The organism is Kitasatospora sp. NPDC048722 (assembly GCF_040650235.1).
GTDB lineage: Bacteria > Actinomycetota > Actinomycetes > Streptomycetales > Streptomycetaceae > Kitasatospora.
The window spans coordinates 20,961-41,242 of the sequence record NZ_JBEZGX010000025.1; the positions used below are offsets into that span (position 1 = coordinate 20,961).

20 protein-coding genes and 2 pseudogenes are annotated in these 20,282 nt (G+C 74.3%); 10 read left to right on the top strand and 12 right to left on the bottom strand.

The window, feature by feature from the left end; genetic code table 11:
• Positions 1 to 55 precede the first annotated feature (55 nt).
• The gene (locus AB0C76_RS19685; protein ID WP_359966650.1) at positions 56 to 586 is read right to left on the bottom strand and encodes a hypothetical protein; all 531 of its coding nucleotides are present in this window, start codon (positions 584 to 586) and stop codon (positions 56 to 58) included.
• Complete coding sequence (locus AB0C76_RS19690) at positions 583 to 1,587, bottom strand: DUF4129 domain-containing protein (RefSeq protein WP_359966653.1); 1,005 nt, start codon at positions 1,585 to 1,587, stop codon at positions 583 to 585. Before AB0C76_RS19690 ends, AB0C76_RS19685 begins: the two co-directional genes overlap by 4 nt.
• Before the next feature lie 343 nt (positions 1,588 to 1,930).
• On the opposite strand from AB0C76_RS19690, the gene AB0C76_RS19695 reads away from it, so the two are divergent.
• Complete coding sequence (locus AB0C76_RS19695; protein ID WP_359966656.1) at positions 1,931 to 2,368, top strand: universal stress protein; 438 nt, start codon at positions 1,931 to 1,933, stop codon at positions 2,366 to 2,368.
• Positions 2,369 to 2,387: 19 nt separating this feature from the next.
• Here the strand turns inward: AB0C76_RS19695 and AB0C76_RS19700 are convergent, their stop codons facing one another.
• A complete protein-coding gene (locus AB0C76_RS19700) occupies positions 2,388 to 3,086 on the bottom strand; it encodes a hypothetical protein (RefSeq protein WP_359966659.1) in 699 nt (232 codons plus the stop codon).
• Between the two features lie 141 nt (positions 3,087 to 3,227).
• Here AB0C76_RS19700 and AB0C76_RS19705 point away from each other — a divergent pair, with 141 nt between their 5' ends.
• Both AB0C76_RS19705 and AB0C76_RS19710 read left to right on the top strand, forming a co-directional pair.
• Positions 3,228 to 3,530 (top strand): hypothetical protein, encoded by a 303-nt coding sequence (locus AB0C76_RS19705; protein WP_359966662.1) that lies wholly within the window; start codon positions 3,228 to 3,230, stop codon positions 3,528 to 3,530.
• A gap of 247 nt (positions 3,531 to 3,777) precedes the next feature.
• Complete coding sequence (locus tag AB0C76_RS19710) at positions 3,778 to 5,010, top strand: AI-2E family transporter (protein ID WP_359966887.1); 1,233 nt, start codon at positions 3,778 to 3,780, stop codon at positions 5,008 to 5,010.
• Here the strand turns inward: AB0C76_RS19710 and AB0C76_RS19715 are convergent.
• The 3 genes from AB0C76_RS19715 to AB0C76_RS19725 form a co-directional block, all read right to left on the bottom strand.
• A complete protein-coding gene (locus AB0C76_RS19715) occupies positions 4,897 to 5,229 on the bottom strand; it encodes a hypothetical protein (RefSeq protein WP_359966665.1) in 333 nt (110 codons plus the stop codon). The genes AB0C76_RS19710 and AB0C76_RS19715 overlap by 114 nt on opposite strands.
• A 381-nt stretch (positions 5,230 to 5,610) precedes the next feature.
• Positions 5,611 to 6,441, bottom strand: coding sequence for an alpha/beta hydrolase (locus tag AB0C76_RS19720; protein WP_359966668.1), 831 nt, complete (start codon positions 6,439 to 6,441; stop codon positions 5,611 to 5,613).
• A 166-nt stretch (positions 6,442 to 6,607) separates the two neighbouring features.
• The gene (locus AB0C76_RS19725; protein ID WP_359966671.1) at positions 6,608 to 6,799 is read right to left on the bottom strand and encodes a hypothetical protein; all 192 of its coding nucleotides are present in this window, start codon (positions 6,797 to 6,799) and stop codon (positions 6,608 to 6,610) included.
• Positions 6,800 to 6,876: 77 nt separating this feature from the next.
• Between AB0C76_RS19725 and AB0C76_RS19730 the strand changes: the two genes are divergently transcribed.
• Positions 6,877 to 7,404: a GNAT family N-acetyltransferase gene (locus AB0C76_RS19730; protein WP_359966673.1), complete on the top strand. Its 528-nt coding sequence runs from the start codon at positions 6,877 to 6,879 to the stop codon at positions 7,402 to 7,404.
• Positions 7,405 to 7,461: 57 nt separating this feature from the next.
• Positions 7,462 to 7,776, top strand: a complete 315-nt coding sequence (locus tag AB0C76_RS19735; RefSeq protein ID WP_359966676.1) for a hypothetical protein — start codon at positions 7,462 to 7,464, stop codon at positions 7,774 to 7,776.
• Between the two features lie 81 nt (positions 7,777 to 7,857).
• On the opposite strand, the gene AB0C76_RS19740 is transcribed toward AB0C76_RS19735, so the two are convergent.
• The gene (locus AB0C76_RS19740) at positions 7,858 to 9,042 is read right to left on the bottom strand and encodes an erythromycin esterase family protein (RefSeq protein WP_359966679.1); all 1,185 of its coding nucleotides are present in this window, start codon (positions 9,040 to 9,042) and stop codon (positions 7,858 to 7,860) included.
• A gap of 70 nt (positions 9,043 to 9,112) precedes the next feature.
• Positions 9,113 to 9,403, bottom strand: a pseudogene (locus AB0C76_RS19745) (zinc-binding dehydrogenase); the annotation flags it as partial.
• Between the two features lie 5 nt (positions 9,404 to 9,408).
• Between AB0C76_RS19745 and AB0C76_RS19750 the strand changes: the two are divergent.
• Positions 9,409 to 9,642 (top strand): annotated as a pseudogene (locus AB0C76_RS19750) (TetR/AcrR family transcriptional regulator); the annotation flags it as partial.
• Between the two features lie 125 nt (positions 9,643 to 9,767).
• On the opposite strand, the gene AB0C76_RS19755 reads toward AB0C76_RS19750, so the two are convergent.
• Positions 9,768 to 11,060 (bottom strand): MFS transporter, encoded by a 1,293-nt coding sequence (locus AB0C76_RS19755; RefSeq protein WP_359966682.1) that lies wholly within the window; start codon positions 11,058 to 11,060, stop codon positions 9,768 to 9,770.
• Between the two features lie 308 nt (positions 11,061 to 11,368).
• Here AB0C76_RS19755 and AB0C76_RS19760 point away from each other — a divergent pair, with 308 nt between their 5' ends.
• The 3 genes from AB0C76_RS19760 (at position 11,369) to AB0C76_RS19770 (ending at position 15,508) form a co-directional block, all read left to right on the top strand.
• Complete coding sequence (locus tag AB0C76_RS19760; RefSeq protein WP_359966685.1) at positions 11,369 to 11,821, top strand: hypothetical protein; 453 nt, start codon at positions 11,369 to 11,371, stop codon at positions 11,819 to 11,821.
• 294 nt (positions 11,822 to 12,115) lie between these two features.
• On the top strand, positions 12,116 to 12,397 hold the full coding sequence (locus AB0C76_RS19765; protein ID WP_359966688.1) for a hypothetical protein: 282 nt from the start codon (positions 12,116 to 12,118) through the stop codon (positions 12,395 to 12,397).
• Positions 12,398 to 12,547: 150 nt separating this feature from the next.
• Positions 12,548 to 15,508 carry a BTAD domain-containing putative transcriptional regulator gene (locus AB0C76_RS19770; RefSeq protein WP_359966691.1) on the top strand — a complete coding sequence of 987 codons (2,961 nt, stop codon included), beginning with the start codon at positions 12,548 to 12,550 and terminating at the stop codon, positions 15,506 to 15,508.
• Positions 15,509 to 15,999: 491 nt separating this feature from the next.
• Here the strand turns inward: AB0C76_RS19770 and AB0C76_RS19775 are convergent, their stop codons facing one another.
• Both AB0C76_RS19775 and AB0C76_RS19780 read right to left on the bottom strand, forming a co-directional pair.
• Positions 16,000 to 17,289, bottom strand: a complete 1,290-nt coding sequence (locus AB0C76_RS19775) for a nucleotidyl transferase AbiEii/AbiGii toxin family protein (protein ID WP_359966694.1) — start codon at positions 17,287 to 17,289, stop codon at positions 16,000 to 16,002.
• A complete protein-coding gene (locus tag AB0C76_RS19780) occupies positions 17,286 to 18,035 on the bottom strand; it encodes a hypothetical protein (protein ID WP_359966697.1) in 750 nt (249 codons plus the stop codon). Before AB0C76_RS19780 ends, AB0C76_RS19775 begins: the two co-directional genes overlap by 4 nt.
• Positions 18,036 to 18,237: 202 nt before the next feature.
• Here AB0C76_RS19780 and AB0C76_RS19785 point away from each other — a divergent pair, with 202 nt between their 5' ends.
• The gene (locus AB0C76_RS19785) at positions 18,238 to 18,744 is read left to right on the top strand and encodes an SRPBCC family protein (RefSeq protein WP_359966700.1); all 507 of its coding nucleotides are present in this window, start codon (positions 18,238 to 18,240) and stop codon (positions 18,742 to 18,744) included.
• A gap of 56 nt (positions 18,745 to 18,800) precedes the next feature.
• Here AB0C76_RS19785 and AB0C76_RS19790 read toward each other — a convergent pair whose 3' ends face one another.
• Positions 18,801 to 20,207 carry a hypothetical protein gene (locus tag AB0C76_RS19790; protein ID WP_359966703.1) on the bottom strand — a complete coding sequence of 469 codons (1,407 nt, stop codon included), beginning with the start codon at positions 20,205 to 20,207 and terminating at the stop codon, positions 18,801 to 18,803.
• Positions 20,208 to 20,282: the final 75 nt, after the last annotated feature.

Here is a 20,282-nt window from a genome sequence, read left to right on the forward strand (position 1 = left end):
AAGGACCGCACGTGGTGCGGCGCCGTCAACGTGCCTTGGGAGGACGGCAGGACCGTCACAGGGACTCCAGCCGGTCGACGAGGGCGCGCAGGATCGGGGCCGGGACGGTCGCGGCCGGGGCCGGCGCCTCGGGGTCGACCCAGGGCCAGAGCCGGGGGCCGACCAGTTCGGCGGCCCGGTCGCGATCGGCCGGCAGGCGCAGGCCGTGGACCTCCGACAGCCGTACGGCGTAGAGCCGTTGGAGGCGGGTGCGCAGCGGCCTGCAGTCGCCCTGGGGATTGATGGCCTGGTCGACGGTCCAGCGCCAGTCGCCGAGGCCGGGCTCGTGCGCCTCCATCAGCCGGGGCCGACGGCGCAGGACCGTCTCCAGGGCGCCGGCGCCGGCCACGTACCGGGCGGTGACGAGGGCGGTGGCGGTCAGCAGGACCGCGCCGGCCCCGGCCCCGGGCAGGCCGCCGACCAGGGCGAGGAGCGGTTCGGCGAGGACGGCGGTCACGGTCAGCTCGATCAGGCTGTGCCGGACGGAGCCGGGCGCGGCGAACCCGTCGGCCGGGCCCTCGGGTGTCCGGGTCCTCGGGATCCTCATCGGCGGTGTCCTGTCGGTCCTACCGCGTCCGCGTCCGCGGGCACGGGCTCGGGTGTGCCCGCGGAGTGTGCGGCGGCGAGCGCCGCGCCGACGGCGTCCAGGGCCGCCCGGGCCCGGCGCACGTGGCCGTCGTCCATCGGGTGCGTCGAGTACCTGGCCTCGCGGTACAGCGCGGTGAGCGCGTGTGCCCGGCCGGGGTCGATGCTCTGGTGCGACAGCGCGCGTTCCACCAGTTCCGTCGGGCTGTCCGACGCGTGCCGGGACACGCCGGCGGCGGCGAGCGAGCCTTCCATGGCGACGAAGCAGGCGATCACGGCCGCCCGCGCGTCGCCCCCGGTCAGCGCGGTGCGGGCGGACATGACGGCCTCGGCGAGGACGTCCTCCGGGGACGGCGGCGGTGCTGCGGGCAGCAGCACCGGGGCCTGCCTGCGGCGCAGGCGCAGGCGCAGGCGTTGACGCAGCAGGAAGAAGACCACGACCGCGAGCGCGACGGTCACCACCAGCCCCAGCACCGCGAACAGGGCCGCGGGCAGGAGCATCAGCGCCCCGTCGTCCAGGCGCTCCGACGGCGGCCGCGCCGGTGTCGTGGTGGGGGTCGGCAGCGGCAGCACACGAGGCTCGAAGCCGTGGTCGCCGCCCGTACGGCTGTTGAGCACCAGCATCAGCGCCGGCACCCCGAGAGCGGCCAGCGGCAGCAACACCATCGCCGCCTCCCGCAGGCGCTCGGTCCGCGGCGTGGGCCCGATGAGGGTCCGGACCTCCTCCCGGAACCGCACCGCGAACCGGCCGATCAGCACCGCCCAGCCGATCCCGAGCAGCACGACGAAGCCGATGGTGCGCACCGGGCCGGCCGTGGCCGTGCCGAGCAGCCCGCCGGCGGACCGCAGCGCCGCCGCGGCCGTCAGCAGGCCGACGACGACCGGCAGGACGCCCGCCAGCCTGGTGTCCCCCCGGGCCCGGTCGCTCCGCCGACGTCCCGTCAACGGCGTTTCGCCGTCCATGCGCCCCCCGATTCCCCCACAGCGCGGTCGACGACGCGCGTGGTACGACGCCGCTCACCGACCGGGCGCCCGTCGTCCACGACGACAACCCCCACCGTTCCGTTCCCTTCCGTCCCCCGTCGTCGCCCACCGCCGTTCGCGTACGGGCGCCGTCAAGATCGTGTCAAGGGCACGGTCACCGCACACTGCCAGAACCCGGCAGTCTTCGGCCCCCTCCCGTATCCGGAATCGATCACCCGCCGGGCCGCCGCACCGCCGTCACCCGGGTGCCGGGCCGTACTGGCGGCGGCGTCCGGCGGCACGCACCGTAGTGGGTGGGGCAACGACCGACAGGACGGTACAGATGAACGCGAACGACTCCGTTCCCCGCATCGTGGTCGGCGTCGACGGCTCGCAGCCGTCGCGCGCCGCGGTGCGCTGGGCGGTCCGCCACGCCGAGCTGATCGGCGGCGTCGTCGACGCGGTGGGCGCGTGGGAACCGCCGAGCCGCTTCGGCTGGTCCGCGCCCGTGGTCGACACGTCCTTCGACCGGGACCTCGCCGAGCGGCGGTTCCACGAGGAGCTGGACGAGGTGCTCGGCGTGGACGTGCCGGTACAGGTCCGGCGCACGATGGTGATGGGCGACCCCTCCGACGTGCTCCTGGACGCGGCGCGCGGCGCCGAACTACTGGTCGTCGGAAGCCACGGCCACAGCGGCTTCACCCGGGCCCTTCTCGGCTCGGTGAGCACGCGCTGCGCGCAGCACGCCGCGTGCCCGGTGGTCATCATCCGCCCGCAGTGACGCGGCGGGCGGATCCGGCTCAGCCGCTGTTCACGTCATCGGCGTGGAAGTCGACCCGAGTGCGCGGAGTGACGGGCAGTGCCTCGGCCTCGTGGTCCGCCAGGATGAGCGCGGCCGCCTCCGCCGAGCACCCGACGTACGTGGACACGAGGTCGTGATCGCTGGTGACCACCCAGCTCCGGTCCTCCGGCCACCAGAACTCGGGCCCGGTGATCTCACCGCGACCGGCCCCGAGCCCGACCTCGGCCGCCACGCACCGCCGGGAGGAGTCCAGCTCGGCCAGCGTCGATCGCCGGACCAGCGGCCCCGGCTCTCCCCACAGCGCAGCGGCGAGGTCGTAGGCGAAGAGCACGGGCTGGTCCCCCGTCACCCGGGCGAGGCAACGCGCCAGCGCTCTGCGGGTGACGACATCCGGCTGGCCCGAGTCCGCCAGCCACCGGACGTCGGCGTCGGGGCCGCTCTCGTCCTGCACCAGCGGCCAGTGGCTCATCTCGGCGTGGAACGGCCGCCCCGCGTCCCCGGCCCGCTCCCGCCAGGACCGGGTGCGGCCCGACCCGTCCGAGGCCTCGAACCGGTGGAACACCCGCAGGTACGCGTCGAACCCGCCCGGCACGAGCTCGCCCACGACGTGCCCCTCGCTCCGCCCGGTCTGCTCCAGGCCGGCCTGCAGCCAGGCCAGCTCGGTCCCGTCGTAGCTCCACGTGTGCGTCTCGGTCATGCGCCCATCCTGTCCTGCCCACCGACGCGGGTGTGCGGCGCCCCCTCAAAGGCCGCCTGCCTTGCAGGGCCCGGATGCCAGGGCGACGCTGGACGTGGCGGACAGCCATCCCTCCCTTCCGCTGAGACGAGGAGCCCTGACGTGAGCTTCATCCAGATCATCGAGTACAAGACGACCCGCGGAGACGAGTTCAACGCCCTGCTCGACAGCTGGGTCGAGAAGAACGCGGGCAATCGCGTGGCGACCCGGGCCTTGCAGACCCGTGACCGCGACCAGGAGAACGTCTACCTGAACATCGTCGAGTTCCCCTCGTACGAACAGGCGATGGAGAACTCCAACCGCCCGGAGACGACGGAGCTCGCCGCCCAGCTCGCGACGCTGTGCGACGGACCGCCGGTGTTCCGCAACCTCGACGTGCTGAACGAATGGACCTTCCAGGGCTGAGGCCCTCCGGTCCTCCGTGGACGCGTTCCACTCCTGGAGACCGGCGCCGGCGCCCGGACTGCGGCGAACGGGTGGTCCGGCGCGGTGATCCGGCGGGCGTCGGCGTTGCCCGCGCGACGCGAGCACAGTCCGGGCGGTACACCTGGGGCCGCCACGGCGCCGGGCGTGGCCGTTTCCGGTGCGCCCGTCCGGGTACCCGGGAGGACCGGACGGAGCCCGACCGACGTCAGGGAGGCGGTCCGTGGGAATGAACGGTGGCGGACCGGCCCGGCGTCCCACGCCGCTCGGCAGTCGCCGGCCCCGGGTGGCGCCGCCCCGGGCCCGACCGTCGGCCTCCGGGGACGGCGTCCCGCACGGGCTGCGGACCGCAGCCGGGTACGCGTGGCGGCTGGTCCTGCTGGGCGTCACGGCCTACCTCGCCGTGACCGTCCTCGGCCAGCTCCAACTGCCCGTGGTCGCGGTGTTCGTGGCGCTGGTCATCACGTCCGTCCTGCGGCCGCTCGTCGACCTCATCGCCCGGGTGCTACCGCGTTCCCTGGCCGTGCTGCTCGCCTTCGTGTGCGCCGTCGCGGTCATGGGCGGGGTCCTCACGTTCGTCGGCACGACCGTCGCCGACGAGTGGAGCCGGCTCGGCGCCGAACTGCGCGGCGGCCTCGGCCGGATCGACCACTGGCTGACCGGCGCGCCCTTCCACCTCCGGCCCGGCACCGTCACCGATCTCCGGGCGAAGATCGGCGAGTTCGTCACCGCCCACCGCTCGTCCCTCCTCAACACCGCGATCAGCGGGGCGAGCCGGGTCGTCGAGTTCGTCACCGGGCTCGCGCTCGCGGTGTTCTGCTCGGTGTTCTTCCTGCACTCCGGCGACCGGATGTGGTCCTGGGCGCAGCACCAGCTACCCGCCCGGGCAGCGCCGGTGTGGGAGCGGGCCGGGCGCGCGGCCTGGCGCACCTTCGCCGGGTACACCCGTGGCGTGCTGATCGTGGCGGCCGTCAACGCCGTTCTGGTGGGCATCGCGCTCGCCGTCCTGCGGGTGCCGCTGGTGCTGCCGCTGATGGTCCTGGAGTTCGTCGCGGCGCTCGTGCCGCTGATCGGCTCGCCGATCGCGCTGGCCGTCGCCGCGCTGGTGGCCCTGGCGGCGCGCGGTCCGGTGGTCGCGCTGCTCGTGCTCGCGCTGATCGTCGTCATCGGTCAGATCGAGGGCCATCTGCTGCACCCGCTCGTGCTGAGCTGGTCGGTGCAGATCCACCCGGTTGTGGTGGCCCTGTCGGTCATCGGCGGCGCCGTCCTGGCGGGCGTACTGGGCGCGGTGGTCGCGGTGCCGGTGGTGTCGGTCGCCTGGGCCGTGGCGGGCGAGCTCAGGGACCGGTCAGCGACCGGGCCGCCGCGCGCGGGTGCCCCGCCGCCACGCGATGAGCCGCGCCGCCGACAGGACGGACGTCGGCACCCACACCAGGGAGAAGGCGGCCAGCACGTCGGGTGAGTTCGCGTCCGCGCTCACCAGGGCCAGGCCCGCCGACAGCGCCAGCAGCACCGAAAGCACGGAGGCCGGCACGCGCGCGACCGCCCGCAGCGCGCGGACGAGCAGCCGGCCCGGCCCGAGCGCCGCATCGTGCGCAGGGCGCGGCCCGTCCGCCCGCAGCTCGTTCTCGATCTCCGCCAGGATCCGCAACTCCCGGTGGGAGAGCCCCTGCCCGTCCATCGCCGCCACCTCCGAGCACGTGCCGCCCCACCACACCGTTGCCCGTTCGCGAGGCTCCCCAACACCGATCGGCCGGGACGGCACGTGCCAGGTCGGGACGCACGTGCGGGACGCCCTGACCTGGGAGCCGCCGGGTGCCGGTTCGACCACCCACGAGGAGCGGAACCGGCGGCACGGCGACGAGCGCCACGGCGGCTCGATTCCCGGACCGCGGCGGCGGCGGACCACAACTCACCCAGGCCGTCGGGCCGTTCACCTACGGCCGGGCCGGCCCCGAGGTCGCCGGCAGCCGGGGCGCGCCCCTGAACGCCCTAGTGGTGCGCCCCCTGAGCGTGTCCGGCCACGATCGCCCCATGGGGCGCGCGGTGCGCGTCGGCGCCCTCAGGCGTGGGCCTCGATGAAGCCGGTCAGGTTCTGCACGTACTCCGCGGGGTGGGTGACGTGCGGGATGTGCCCGGCCCCGTCCAGCGACCTGACCTGCGCCTGGGGCAGCGCCTCGGCGATCCGGGCGATGACGGCCGGGAACCAGGGCGGGCTCACCGTCCCCGTGGTCAACAGGGCCGGGCCCCGGTAGCCGGACAGCCGGCCGAGGTCGAGCGACGACCACCCCGGGTCGTCCTGCTCGTCGAGGAACGTCGGGGCGTTCGTCAGGAACGTCTCCCGGACCTGCTCCGGGAACCCGTCCCACGTCCCCGGGCCGAGGGCGACCTCTTCCACGAACTGGTGGGCGCCCTCGAAGGTCTCACCGGCGCGCAGGTGCGCGAGGACCGAGTCGATCTTCACCTGCGCGTCCTGCATCCGCGTGTCCCGCGACGCCGGTCCACGTTCCGCGCCAGCCGTCACGATCCCCGTCAGCGGCGGCTCGTGGGCGATGAGGCTCCGGAACAGCGTGGGGCGCCGCGCGGCCAGGCCCAGCGCCGTCGACGCACCGAAGGAGTTCCCCGCGACGTGGGCCGGCGCGAGGCCGAGCTCCTCGACCAGCGCCGCGAGGTCGTCCTCGTCCTCCGCCCGGGAGCCCTGCCCCGGGGGCCGCTCGCTCCGGCTGTGCCCCCGCCGGTCGTAGACCAGCACCCGGAACCGCTCGGCGAGGGCCGGCAGCACGGGCATCCAGGTGAAGTGGTCGCCCCACGAGCCGTGGACCAGGACGAGGGGGTCACCGTCCCCCGTCAGCTGGTAGTAGAGCTCGACGCCGTTGACCCTGGCCCTTGGCATGCGACGGCTCCTCACCCGTTCACCTGCGGAACGACGCTTTCCCGTCCATTCAGGCACCGCGACGCACGGGCGGCAATATGAGCACGGTCGGGACGGTGGGGACACCGGCGGCGGCCAGCCGGTGTCGCCAGTGGAGGGTCTCGTCGTGCGGGCCCAGGGCGACGATCTAGCCGTCGCGGAAGGCGACGTAGGCTGTGCCGGCTTCGGCGTCGAGGTCGGTGTCCAGATCGGTGGCCGTGTGGTCGGCCCGCAAGACCCGGCGCGGCGCGCCGTCGCCGGCCGCCCGGGCTGCGACCACGTCGGCGTTGGCCGTGATGTCGGGGCTCTCGGCGCTCGTTCCGTCACTCGCGCGGACCACCCTCTCCCTTCAAGTGGGCTTGAGTCCAGGGGAAACCGGCCTGCGGACGGCGGAGCGACGGGAGTACGGTTCCTCGCATGGGTCCTCACCAACCGCTCCCCCGTGACCTGCCCGCCGACGCGTCGACCATCGCCGTGCCCGTGAGCGTGCGGGACCTCCGCCCGCAGGACCTGCCCGTGTGCACGTGGTCCGGGTCGCCCCTCCATCTCCGCAGCGTGGAACGGGAGTTGCTGCGCGCGACGGCGGGCGAAGTGGACTACCTGGCCGTCTGCACACCCGTGGACATGCCAGTGGCCATCGGCGGCGTCGACTACCGTGCCGCTGCGGGCGCCGGCACGATCTGGCAGCTCGCGGTGCTCCCCGCCCTCCAGTCCCGCGGCCTGGGCACCCTCCTGATCCGCGCCGCCGAGCAGCGCATCCGGGACCGCGGCCTCCGCCGGGCCGAGCTCGGCGTAGAGGAGGACAACCCCCGGGCCCGCGCCCTGTACGAACGCCTGGGCTACGTCGCCTACGGCCGCGAGCCCGACGCCTGGGACGAGGAAGCGCCCGACGGTTCGGTCCGCCGCCACGACACGATGTGCGTCCTGATGCGCCGGGAGCTGTGACGCCCTGGTGGCCTGCCGAGCCGCTGGTACGTCACGTTCGGCGACGGCGCACGCACGGTGGCGAACCTGATCTCCCAGGCCGGCCCCAACCACGGCACCGGCCTCGCCTGGCTCTGCGCCGCGCGGGACCAGGGCTGCCGCGACATGACGCCCGGCTCGTACGTCGTCACCAACCTGCACCGGGACGACGAGACGCCCGAGCCCGTCCACTACCGGACCTTCTGGTCCCCCAGCGACGAGCAGATCCTCCCCCACCCGAGCACCCCGCTGAACGGCGCCACCAACACCGAGACGTCGCGTCTCAAGCACAACGACTTCCTCGCCGACCCCGCCGTGATCGACGCCGTGGCCGGGATCCTGGCCCCGGGGTAGGCGAACACCCGCCCAGCGGGAATTGCGGCATGAGGTCGTCGGACGAGGCCCCAGCGGATCCGGCGGAGTGTACGGCCGGGCTCACGGCAGCCAGTGCACCGGGGAGACCTCGCGGATGTGGATGAGGACGTCGAAGGCCCCGGCCAGGGAATCGACGGCGAGGTGTTCGACGGCGTCGCGCTCCGGGGTGTAGACACCGCTGACGACGCGGGCCTTGGCAGGTCCGTCCCACTGCCCGCGCACGTCCTCGTCGCGCAGATCCAGCCAGCGCGCGGGCAGGTCCGTCTCCCCGAGCCTCGCGTCGACGAAGTCCGCGGCCGGGTCCGGGACGACGGCGACGCCGAGGTTCCCGTGGTGGAAGCCGATCGCCACGGAGACGTACTGCCGGCCGTAGCGCTCGCGCAGCAGGCTGCCGGCGCTGGCCTGCGCACCGCGCTCGGCCGCCAGGCCCACCACGGCCCCGGCCGCCGACGTGTGCGCGATGCCGTCCCAGTAGACGGTGCGCACACCGCTCCGGCCCTGGGCCTCGGCGATGGCCTCTGCCCACACCTCGGCCTCGCCCGCGTAGGTGCCACGCCCGGCGACGCTGCGCTCGTGGTACTCCACGATCAGCTGCATCCTCGCGGCCGCGTCGTCCGCGCCGGGAGTGGACTCGACCAACTCAAGCGCGTCGCGGGCGTGTTCGGCGAACGCCCGTCCGGGGTGGACTCCGCGTGCCCGCTGCACGTGCTCCTCGGCCTCGTGGACGGTGCGGATGGGATCCAGGTGGGCCGCCACCTCCGCGAGCCGCTCCGGCGCCGCCACCCGCACGTGCTCCAGGACGGCGTCGTAGTCGGCGGGCCCCGCCTGGACCGGCTTCACGCCGAAGATCCGGACCGGGTCGTCCGCGTGATCCCGGTTGAACGCCCGGATCCACTCCAGGGCGGCGACCATCTCGGCGGTGCGCCACGGACGCCAGGCACCGGCCAGCGCGGACGCGGCCGAGCCCTCGCCTCCGCTCACGTACGCGTCGAGGGCTGCGGCAGCGCCCGCGTCGTCCTGGACGGCCAGCCCGCGGAAGCCGTGGTCCCGGACGAGCCGGCGGAACAGCTGGTCCCGCACCCCGAAGGTCTCGCGGGAGAAGCGCGTGGCCTCCCCGATGCCCACCACCACTGCTCCGCCGGCCAGTCGACCGGCGACCTCGTCGAGCACGGTGTCGGCCAGCGGGACGGTATCGGTGTGCTGAGGGTCGGTCAGGTCGGTGATGACTGCGGTGTTCTTCGGCATGTCGTGCAGTCTCGTACGTGAAGTCGACTTGAAGTCAAGCAACTCGATCGACGGGACCCGACGCGGCGGGTCAACCGCCCCGGACGACCAGGACCCGGCGCCCACGCGTGTGCCCGGCCCGGCTGTCCGCGTGCGCGGCGGCGGCCTCGGCGAGGGCGTACGCCTTGTCGACCGGGATGTGGAGCCGTCCCCGCGAGATGAGGTCGACGGCCTCGGCGAGCGCGTCGGGCACGCTCCCGGCCACGCCGGAGAACCGGACGCCGAGCCCGGGTGCGGCGAGGTCGGCGATGGAGACCACCCTCCGCGGGTCCCCGGTCAGTTCGACGAGTTCGCGGATCACGCCGGAGCCGCCCAGGTCGAGCCAGGACGGCCTGCCGGGCGGTCGCGAGGTTCGTGACCGGCGCCTTCTCGCTGGCCCGCGAGGCCGCCGACCCGGAGGCCGCGGTGGACGAGGTCTTCCGGATGATCGAGGCCGCCTGGGCGGTCGTCCCCACCGGAAGACAGCCTGGGGACCTCGCCCAGCCGTGGGAGGACGCGACCGCTTCGAGCCCCGCCCGTTCGGTCGTGACCCGGCCGACCGGCGCGGCCTCGTCGACGTAGCCGGAGGAGACGCCTACGTGCTCGGCCGGCACGGGCGGCGGCAAAGGCCCTTCTCGCGCACGTCCTCGCGCACTCCCTCGCGCACGCCACCTGACAGCGACCCTGGCCGCCGGCCGCGGCTCCGGTCAGTCGAGCAACAGGGACGGGAAGGCCCGCAGCGTCCGGACGTCCTCCGTCGCGACCAGGGGCAGGCAGGAGAGCAGGCCGATCACGGCGATCGTCCACAGCGTCAGGCGCGTGCCGAGGACGGATCCGAGGTAACCGCCCGCCAGGGCCCCGACCGGGCGGGTGCCCCAGATGGCGAACCGGACGGACGCGTTCATCCGGCCCTGCAGGCCGGTGGGCGTGATGGCCTGGCGGAGGCTCACCTGGCCGATGTTGTACACGGTGATGCCGCACGCCATGATGCCGGTCGCGACACTCAGGGTGAGCACCGCGCGGGCCGGTGCCGCCGTCGCGAGGACCAGCACGGCGATCCCCGACATCGACTTGGCCACGACCAGGACCGGACCCAGCCCCACGAGCCTGATGAGCCGGCTGCTGAGCGCGGCCCCCAGCAGCGCACCGCAGTTGCCCACGCTCAGGGCCAGCCCGAGTTCCCCCGGCGACAGCCCGAGGTCACGCAGGGCGTACGCGGTCAGGACCGCCCCCAACGCGCCGCCCAGCCCGACGAGGTTGCTGATGCCCGTCGCCAGCGCCAGGGACCGCAGGGTCCGGTGACGGAAGACGAACCGCAGCCCCTCGGCGATCTGGCTGCGCATCGTGGCCCTGGACCCGGGCTGCGGCGCCCGCGGCCGGGGAGCCCGGATGAGGCAGAGCAGCAGCGCGGACACCAGGTAACTCACGGAGTTGACCACGAGGACCAGCGGCGCGGTGACCACCTGCAGCAGCAGACCACCGATGCTGGGCCCCGCCAACTCCGCCGTCGAGCGGGAGAATTCGAGCCTGCTGTTGCCGTCCGGGGTCTGTTCCCGCGCCACGACCGTCGGTAGGAAGGCCTGGTCGGCGATGTCGAAGAACACCGTGCACAGGCCGATGGCGAAGCCCACCGCACAGAGCAGCGGTACATTCAGCACCCCCGCGAGGTGTCCGACGGGCAGCACGACGATCGCCACGGCCCGGCCGACGTCCGCCACGACCATCACGCGCCGGCGGTCCCACCGGTCGAGCAGCGCGCCCGCCGGCAGGCCGACCAGGAGGAACGGCAGGGTCTCCATCGCCGAGACGAGCCCGAGCTGGCCGGTCGACGCGGAGAGGGTCGTCAGCGCGAGCACGGGAATGACGAAGAACGTGATCCGCGTTCCGAACTCGCTGACGGTGTGCGCCGACCACAGGACCTGGAAGTTGCGTTGCCGCCACACACTGACCGGCCGCACGGCAGGGGCCGCCGAACCCAAATCGGAGCCGACGCTCGCCATGTCCACGTTCCCTCGCTTCTGGTCGGTGACCGGCTCCCCCGCGTGGCAGGTCTCCGGAGAGTAACAACGACACCCCGGCGACCACCGGCACCGGACCGAAGGGGTCGGTCGGGTACGGCCGTACGGGCGAAGGCGCCGCGAGCCTGGCCGGACATCCCGAAGGCCGACCGGGCGGCATGTCCTCTCCGAGCAGCACGACGTCCCGGCGGCAGGTGCGTACCGCCCACCGCTCAGCGAGTACGTACGGCCGGACGGCTCTCGCCCCCCGGTCCGGACTACCATGATCGACGACAAGGGGAGGGGCGGACGTGGAACTGACGACACGCAAGCGCTGGCTGGCCGTGGTGGGGCTGATCGGGCTCGGAGCGGGGGCCTACTACACGTGGTGGGACCAGTTCTCCCACCATCAGCTTCCGTACACGAGACGCGACGCCTCGGTCCTCGGCCGGATCAATGCCGGCAGCGACGTCAGTGCGTGGAACCCGACCGTCCTGGCGGACGACCGAACGATCACCTTGGATGTCGGCTGGGGCGGCTGCGACTACGAGCCCGACCTCGTGGCACGGGAGACGGCGGACCACGTCACGCTGCTGTTGAGCCGCCGGGACGCCTCGGGCCCGGACGTCGGATGCGAGGACGGCGGATACGCGCAGGTCAAAACCGTACTTCACCAACCTCTCGGCACACGGCCATTGACCGATGCCGTCACCGGCAGGCCCGTCCCGATCGCCCACGCCCAGCCCCAGCCCCCGAAGACCTGACGCCCGCCCGGCCCGACCGACCCGACCGGAAGAGCCTGTTCAGCAGGACGCGAGGACGCTTCCCACGCACTCGGTGGAGCACGACCGGACTTGCTCATCCTCGATCAATTCTTGATCCGGCATCCACTCGCACTCGCGTACGACTCACGCGCGTCGGCGGTTCGGACACGCGTCCGAACCGCAGGAGAGGGACGGAACACCGGTGTCGCACCGGGCCGGGCCGACGCGGATCGGGGGCACGCGCGTCCGCTCGTCTCCCCTGCTCCTGCTCCTCGTGCAAGGGACCGGTCCGTCTTGACCATTCGCAACGCCCTCCCCCGCGCCCGTACGGCCGCAGGCGCCACCGGCGCCGCCCTCGCGCTGGCCGCCGCCGCGCCGGCCACCCCCGCGTCCGCCATCGGCGGCAGCTTCGGCAACCCCACGACCAGCACGCTGGTCAACGTCGACTCCGGCAAGTGCCTGAAGATCGCCGACTGGCGCACCGACAACGGCGCCCCCGCCCGTCAGTGGCAGGGCGGCTACGCCGGCGTCGCCCAGGCCAACCAGGCCTGGATCACCGCCGTCAAGCGGTACTGACCCGACACGGGTTCCCGGGGAATCCCCGGGAACCCGCAAGCGGAGCCCGGCGCCTGCGCACCGGTCCTTCCGTTGCGAACCACGCGCCGCGCCAGCGAGGATGGGCTCCGGGGCAGCATCCGACGCTGCGTCAGATTGTGGGGAACCGCCTTGCGGCCAGGTAGTGATCCGGATCGGCTGAGCTTCGCGCTGCTCGGCGACCTTCGCGTGCGGCGCGCCGGTGCGGACGTGGCGCTGGGCGGCCCGCGGCAGCGGTCCGTGCTGGCCGCCCTGCTGCTGCGGCCGAACGCGGTCGTCCCTGTGGAGGAGTTGGTCGCCGGGCTGTGGGGCGAACGGCCGTCCGGCGCGCCCGACGTCACCCTGCGGACCTACGTGTGGCGGTTGCGGAACCTGCTGGAGCCCGTCCGCGACTCGCCGAGGGTGTTGCTGTCCCAGGCGCGCGGGTACCGCCTCGCGGTCGCACCGGACCGCGTGGACCTGTGGCGGGTCTGGCGCCTCCGGGAGCAGGCCGCGAAGTGCTCCGCCGAACGGCCCGCGGATGCCCAGGACATCCTGGCCGAGGCGCTGGCCCAGTGGCGCGGCGAGCCGCTCGCCGGCCTGCCCGGGCCGCTCATGCACCGCGAGCGCGAACGGCTGTCGCAGTTGCGCCTCGCCCTGCGCGAGGAGCGGCTCGCCCTCGACGTGGCGCTCGACCTCCCCTCCGGCTACCTGCCGGAGCTGGAGGCGCTGGCCGCCGACCACCCGTTCCGCGAGCGCCTGCACGGGCTGCTCATCCGCGCGCTGCAACGGCAGGGCCGGATGTCCGAGGCGCGCACGGTCTACGACGCGCTCCGATCACGGCTCATGGAACACCTGGAACTCGAACCGGGACCGGAGCTCTCGGCCTTGTGCCACGTCCTCGATGCGGGCTCCTCCGCCGGAGCGAGAACCGCCCCCGCACACAGCCGTCCGGTTCAGCTGGACCAACTACCAACACCCCCGGCCCAGTTCACCGGGCGGCAGGAGCACATCACCCGGATCGGACAGGCGCTGACCGAACGGACCGGCCCCGGCCTGCGGCTGGTGACCGTCACCGGCATGGGCGGCGTCGGAAAGACGGCCCTCGCCGTACGGGCCGCCCACACCGTAAGCCCCGACTTCCCGGACGGCCTCCTGTACGCGGACCTGCGCGGCGCCGACCTGGTGCCCGCGAACGCGTCGGACATCCTCGCGGACTTCCTCACCGCGCTGGGCGTCAGGGAGGCCGCCGTCCCGAAGGACCTCGCGGGCAGGTCCGCCCTCTTCCGGACCACCACCGCCGGACGGCAGCTGCTCATCCTCCTCGACAACGCGCGCGACGACGCGCAGATCCAGCCCCTCCTGCCCGGATCGCCGGACTGCGCAGTCGTCGTCACCAGCCGCGCGGTGCTCAACAGCGTGCCGTCGGTGCTGCACATCGCGCTGGACGTGTTCAGCGAGCGCGAGGCGCTCGGGCTCCTCGATGCGGTCATCGGCAGGGCGCGCCGGACCGCGCAGAGCGTCCAGGCCGCGATGCTCGTCGAGGCCTGCGGCCGGCTCCCCCTGGCCGTGCGGATCGCGGCGGCCCGGCTCGCCGCCGACCCGGAGCAGCCGATCGCCGACCTCGTGCGGCACCTGGCCGACGACGGGATCGGCGCGCTCCGCACGGGAGACGTCGAGATCGAGCAGGTGTTCGCGCTCGGCTACCGGCTGCTTCCGCCGCCCCTGGCAACGGCATTCAGGATGCTCGCCTGGGTGGAGCCCGACATCGGCCTGGCCGCGGCAGCCGCAGTCCTCGGCCTGACGGAGGACCAGGCGGAGCGCCTCGCGGAGGCACTGGTCGACCAGGCCCTGCTGGAGTCGATCGGCGCCGGGCGCTACCGCTACCACGACCTCGTGCGCGCCTTCGCCCGCCGGACCTCGCTGCGGACCGGCGAGCACGAACGGGCCGCCGCCCACGAGCGGTTGCTGGCGCTCCTGCTCGGCTGCGCCCGCACGGCCTTCGCGCTCGCCGTGCCCGGAGACCCGGTCGCCGACGTCTTCGCCGCGCCGCGCCCGCGGTCGGCCGCCGCCCGGGACTTCACCGACCCGGTGGACGCCCGCCGATGGGCGCGGGCCGAGATCCCCGGTGCCGTGGCGCTCGCGGCCGCCGTCGCGACAGTGCCCCTGCGCACGGTGAGCGCCCTGCGCGCGGCCATCGACCTGCTGATCGCCCTCAGCCCGCTCGGCCTCGGCGCCCTGGGCGGCCGGGCCGAGGAGGCGGCCCGCCTGCTCGTCGCCGCGGCGGTCGCGTGCGGCGACCACGACCGCGCCCGCACGGCGGAAGGGCGGTCGCGCTTCCTCCTCGGCACGATCCTGCTGGCCCGCGCCCGGCTCGGCGAGGCCGGCGCCCAGGCCCGACTCGCCTCCCGGGCCTGCCGGGAGGCGGGCGACCGGGCCGTCCTCCGGCAGGCCCTCAACGATCTGGGCCTCATCGCCCAGGCAGAGGGCCGCCACGAGGAGGCGATCACGGCCTTCGACGAGGCGGCGGCCATCGCCCGACAGCTCGGCCACCGCTCCGGCGAGGTGGCGAGCAGCGCGAACGCGGCCCTCTCCCGGATCCGCAACGGTGACGCCGCCGGGGCGGCATCGGCCTGCCGCGGCATCCTCGCGACACCGGGCGCGGCGGCCGACCCCGCGATGACCGCCTACGTGCACTACGTCCTCGGCCTCGCCTACCAGGAGTCGGCGCGACTCGACGACGCTGCCGCACACCTGCGTTCCTGCATCGACGGCGCGAGCCTCACCGGCGACCTCGACCGCGAGTCGGCCGCCCGGAGCCGCCTGGCCGACGTCCTGCGCCTGCTCGGACAGGCCGACGAGGCCGTCCACCAGGCGCAGCGGGCCCTGGACCTCGCGGACGAAGGTGGGCGACAGCGCGAACGGGCCCTCGCCCACCTGGTCCTGGCCCACGCACTGACCGCCCGCGGGGACCACGGCGCAGCCCGGCATCACCAGGCGACCGCGCGCCTCCTGCTCAGCCGGCTGGGCCCTCAGGCGACGGCCGACGCGAAGCCGCTCCTCGCCGCGCTGGCAACCGGTGACGGAACCGTCAGGGCATCGGCTGAGGCGTAGGAAGGAGACCGGTCCCGTTCCACGTGACGTGTCCCGCCTCGCAGTGCACGCCGGCGGACCCGTCGCAGGCCGACACCGGCGGGGTCCGCCGTACGGGATCCCCCGTGCCCACGGCGAGGGCTCCCAGTACCGACAGTGAAACGGCCACGCCGGCAACAGCCGTGCGGACCATGGTCGTTCGAAACACGGATGACGCTCCTTGCTCAGGTATGACAGGGCGTCCGAACACTCGCAGGAGACGGTATACAACGCGTCAACATCCTGACGACCCAGTGCACCGAGCCGGCCACCAGGCCCACGCATCCCCGCCGCCGACTCGCCGGTCAGCGGCGCGCACACCTCCTCCCGGACGAGCCGGACGGCCATCGCGTGGACGTCGGCGCCGACCGCGGTCTCGGCGCAACCGGGTCGGGCCTGTCGACAACCGGTGCCGCCGGCCCCGCCTTGGCGGGGCGCGGAGAGCCAGCGGCCGGCCCTGGGAGGTGGAGGGGTTACGGGGTGGTGGGGGCCGCTCGGTCGGCGGCCAGGCGGGTGCAGGTCGCCTGGAGCTTCGTGAGGCGCGGGTCCGTCGGGTTGTCCAGGTGGGTGATCACCGCCTGGTGGGCGCGCTCCAGGTCGCCGTCCAGCAACTCGCCGGCCACCATCAGGAGGTTTTCCGGGCGGGTGCGGCGTTCGCTCAGGTGCTGGAGGACCGCGTCGAGGCCCTCGCGGGCCATGAGCCCCCGCAGGCCGTCCACCACGGGGGCCATCCACAGGGCACGCAGCGCGTACTCGCCGCGTCCGGCGAAGGTGGGCGCGAGGGAGGCGAGCAGTTCGGCCGGGTACGCCTCGACCGCTTCGGTGAAGGCGGGGTGGTCCTTCGCGAACTCGTCCCAGTCGACGTGGAGCTCGGCGATCCCGTCCGGGAGCACCGGCCACCACGCCCAGCTCTCCTCCGAGCGCAGGAAGACGTCGCGCAGCAGCTCGTACGGGACCCGGGCCGTGCGGGCGAGCAGGACCGCGTCGTGGAGGTCCTTGCCCTGCGGGTGGTTGTCCGAGATCAGCCAGAGGATCTTCCAGGCCAGCGAGAGCTCCGGCGTGGCGGCGACCAGCGGGCCGTCGACGCCGGGGAGTTCGACGGGCCGTGGCTCGGCCGGCAGGTGCTCGGTGAAGACGAAGTCCAGCTGGACGGTGCCCTCGGGCACGCCCGGCGCCGTCCACGGCAGGACCAGGCGCCGGCCCGGCACGCGGCTGTACGTCCAGATCTCGTCGGCGACCGCCCGCTCCGCGTGCAGGCGCACGCCGCACGCGCCCGCCCCGGACGAGGACAACTCGTCGGCTGAGGCGGCGAGTTCGTCGAGCATGCGGCCCGTCCGCCCGTCCTCCAGCTGCCACTCCACGGGCCGCACCACGAAGTCCAGGTCGCCCGGCTCGCGCGCCTCCTCGCCGAACCAGGCGCGCAGCAGCACGCTGCCCCGCAGCACCAGGTGTTCGGCCCAGGCGGAGCGGGCGATCGCGGACAGCACCGTGTTCAACGCCTCGCGCCGGGCAGCCAGCCAGCGCGCGGCCACCCCGGGATCGGCGAAGGCGGGCTCGCTGGGGCGCAGCGCGCGGGCGTAGCCGGCCAGGGCGGGGTCGAAGACGGGCTGTTGGGTGACGGCCTCGTCGTCGATCGGCCGTATGCTCCGGGGCAGGTCCTGCTCGGCGCGGACCTCCTCGGACGGCGGCTGCTTCGGCAGCACCACGCCCTCCCAGGGCCCGTAGGGCAGGTCCTCCCACGTCGCGGTGCGGTCCTCGGTCATCGTGCTGCTCCTTCCACGCGCCGCGGGGCGAGCCGGCGCCCGGCGGCCTGTCCTCCGGCACTCCGGTCCTCGGTGCACTGTGTTCGGGTGATCCAGCCGCTGTCCAGCGCCTCGGCGCTGTCCACGGCGACGAACTCCCGCTCCACCGATACGACCTCGCGCCCGTCGACCGCCAGCTCGCCCAGCAGCGCCGCCAGCCGCCTCCCGGCCGTGGCCAGCCCCACCAGGCGGCAGCGCTGCGTGACGAACTGCTCCCGCAGCCCGTCCGCGCGCACCCGACGGGCGTTGCGCGACAGGTGCGCACCGTGCCGCACGGCGAGCGCGGCCAGCCGGGTGGTGTCCTCACCGGGGACGAGCAGCAGCTTGACGTGGTGCTCGAAGTACCGCCCGGGCCCGTGCTGCGCCGCCTCGCCGTCCGTCGCGGGGACGCCGTCGGCCCAGGGTGCGGCCTCGACCTTCGTCCGCAGGACGGCGAAGCCCGCGTCCGTCAGGCGCCGCGCCGTGCGGGCGGCCGCGGCGGCGACCTCGTCGAGCGTGCCGGAGGCGCGGAGGTTGAGCATCGGCTGCGACACGGCGGCGCCGCGGGCGAGCAGGATGTGCGTGTACGTCAGGCCGTTGGCCGCGGCCCACTCGGCGAGCGCGTCGACGGCGCCCGGCTCCACGGTGAGGTGCACCTCGAACTCCCCGCTCAGCGCGGGTGGAGGCAGGGGTCGGGCAAGGCCCAGGTCAGGATGGGTGACGAGCATGGGAGCATCCTGGCAGGCCTCTCTGACAACCCGTCCCCGGGGCCCGTCCGACCCTCAGCCGGCCTCCCCCGCAAGGCCCGTCGCGGACGGTGGCGTGGCGCGCCGTCCGCGCGAAACCGGTTACCGATCGGTAGAGCCGCGCCGCCCGGCACCACTAGGGTGGCCGACGTCGCAACGGTGCGGCAGGGGAAGAAGGACGACGATGGTGCGGTTGGTGGACGGCCCGACGGTCGAACTGGACGTGTACGTCGCGGCGCCGTCCGCGAGGGTCTGGGCCCTGGTCAGCGACATCACCGTGCCCACCAGGTTCGGCGGGGAGCTGTACGAGGCCGAGTGGCTCGACGGCGCCACCGGGCCGGCCGTCGGCGCCACCTTCGTCGGCCGCAACCGCAACGATCTCCTCGGCCGGTGGGAGACCGTCTCGCGGATCGCCGACCACCGGCCGGAGCGGGCGTTCGGCTGGGACGTCCGCGGCCTCAAGGGCGGCTTCGACCGGCCAGTGGCCCGCTGGCGGCTCGACCTCGAACCGGAGGGCGACGGCACCCGGCTCCGGCACTCCGTCACCCTCGGCGCGGGCAGCTCGTACCTGAGCCGGGCCATCGCCGCCGAGCCCGGGCGCGAGGAGGAGATCATGGCGCTCAGGCTGGGCATGCTGCGGCAGGGCATGCGGACGACCCTCGACGGGATCAGACGCCTCGCGGAGGCGTGAGCGCGGGGTCGGGTCGTGAGCGGGGAGTCAGCGGCGCCGCCCACGCCCCGACCGGTTCACAGGTACACCGGGTGCGGCCGCCCGGAGCCCGCGACGTTGTGGCGCTCCCCGTGGCTGGCGCGGGCGAAGGCGGAGACCAGACGGCCGTCGACCGCGCCCAGGGCCACGTCGTGGCGGGGAGCCGGCCCGTCCACGACACCGTGGAGGTGGGGGCTGGTCACGTACTCCTGGACGAGCCACCCCTCGGCGCCCGCGAGACCGACTGCCGCCTCCCAGGCCGACCCGTCGGGGGTCTCCCGGCCGATCACCACACCGTGGCCGCGGGTGTCCAACGGCCGCTTGAGGACGTAGCGTTCGCGGTCCCGGACGACGGCCCTGAGGGTCGCGGCGTCGCAGTGCGCGAGGTTGCGCGACCACGGGACGGCCGGGTGGACCAGCCGGTAGTCGGCGGGATCGAAGAGGTGCGCGAAGCGCGGGTCCGAGAGCACCGCGAGGCACAGCTTGTTGTCGCCGATCAGGCGTCCGCGCAGCCCGTTCTGCACGAACAGGCCGCCCTCGCGCACGGCCTCCAGGTACGGCGCCGCGCCGTCGCCCATCCGCAGCAGGTCCTGGATGCCGACCTTGGCGAACGCGTGCCGCACCGGTTCCCCGTGCAGGGTGACGCCGTGTCGCCCGTCGGCCACGAGGTCGCGCGGGTCCGCGTGGAGGACGCGGACGCCGAGGGCGGTCAGGGCGGTGTCGTAGTCCCGGGTGTCGGCCCGGTAGCTGCCGTCCGGGCAGAGCAGGGCGACGGTCTCGGGGCGGGTGCCGGTGTGCTGCTCGGCGACGCGCAGCAGCCAGCTCCCCGGCCAGACCGGGTCGTCGGCGGGCAGCGGGGGCGGCACACCGATGCCGTGCCGGGCGAGCAGGGGCCGCCAGGCCGTGCGCCCCCGGCCGGCGCCCGGCAGTCCTCCGGGGCAGTTGGCGTTGGTCTCCAACACCCTCAGCGTGCCGTCGGGTTGGGGCAGCAGGTCGATCCGCAGCAGATGCACTCGCGTGTCGCGGGCGGCGGACACGTGATCGCGCAGGGCCTGCGGGAGCGTCAGGACTTCGCGCAGTTCGCGGTCGTGCTCCCAGGCGGCCACGACCGTCTCGATCACCCGGTGGTACGAGGCGACGAACGCGTCCAGTTCGCGACGCAGGTGCGAACGCAGGCGCAGTGGCAGCCCCTGCGCCTGCGGCTGCGCCCGCACGATCTCGAAGACCTGGGACTCGGCCAGCTCGCGGCCCTCGGACTTCCGCGCGATCGCGACGACCTCGCGGGTGAACTCCTCGTCCAGCCCGGGCCACGTGTACCCGTGGGCGCCGGCCTCGTCCGGATCGGGCACGAAGGGACGGGGCGGCATGACGGTGGTCGCGCTGGTCGACCTGGTGGCGGCGGCCTGCTCGACGTCAGGGCGGCCGGGGCCGGGAATCGGGTGCATGGACGGAAGTCCTTCCGGACGGGAGTGGAGGCGTGCGGCGGCCCCTCCGGCACGATCGGTGGGCACGCACGTGAT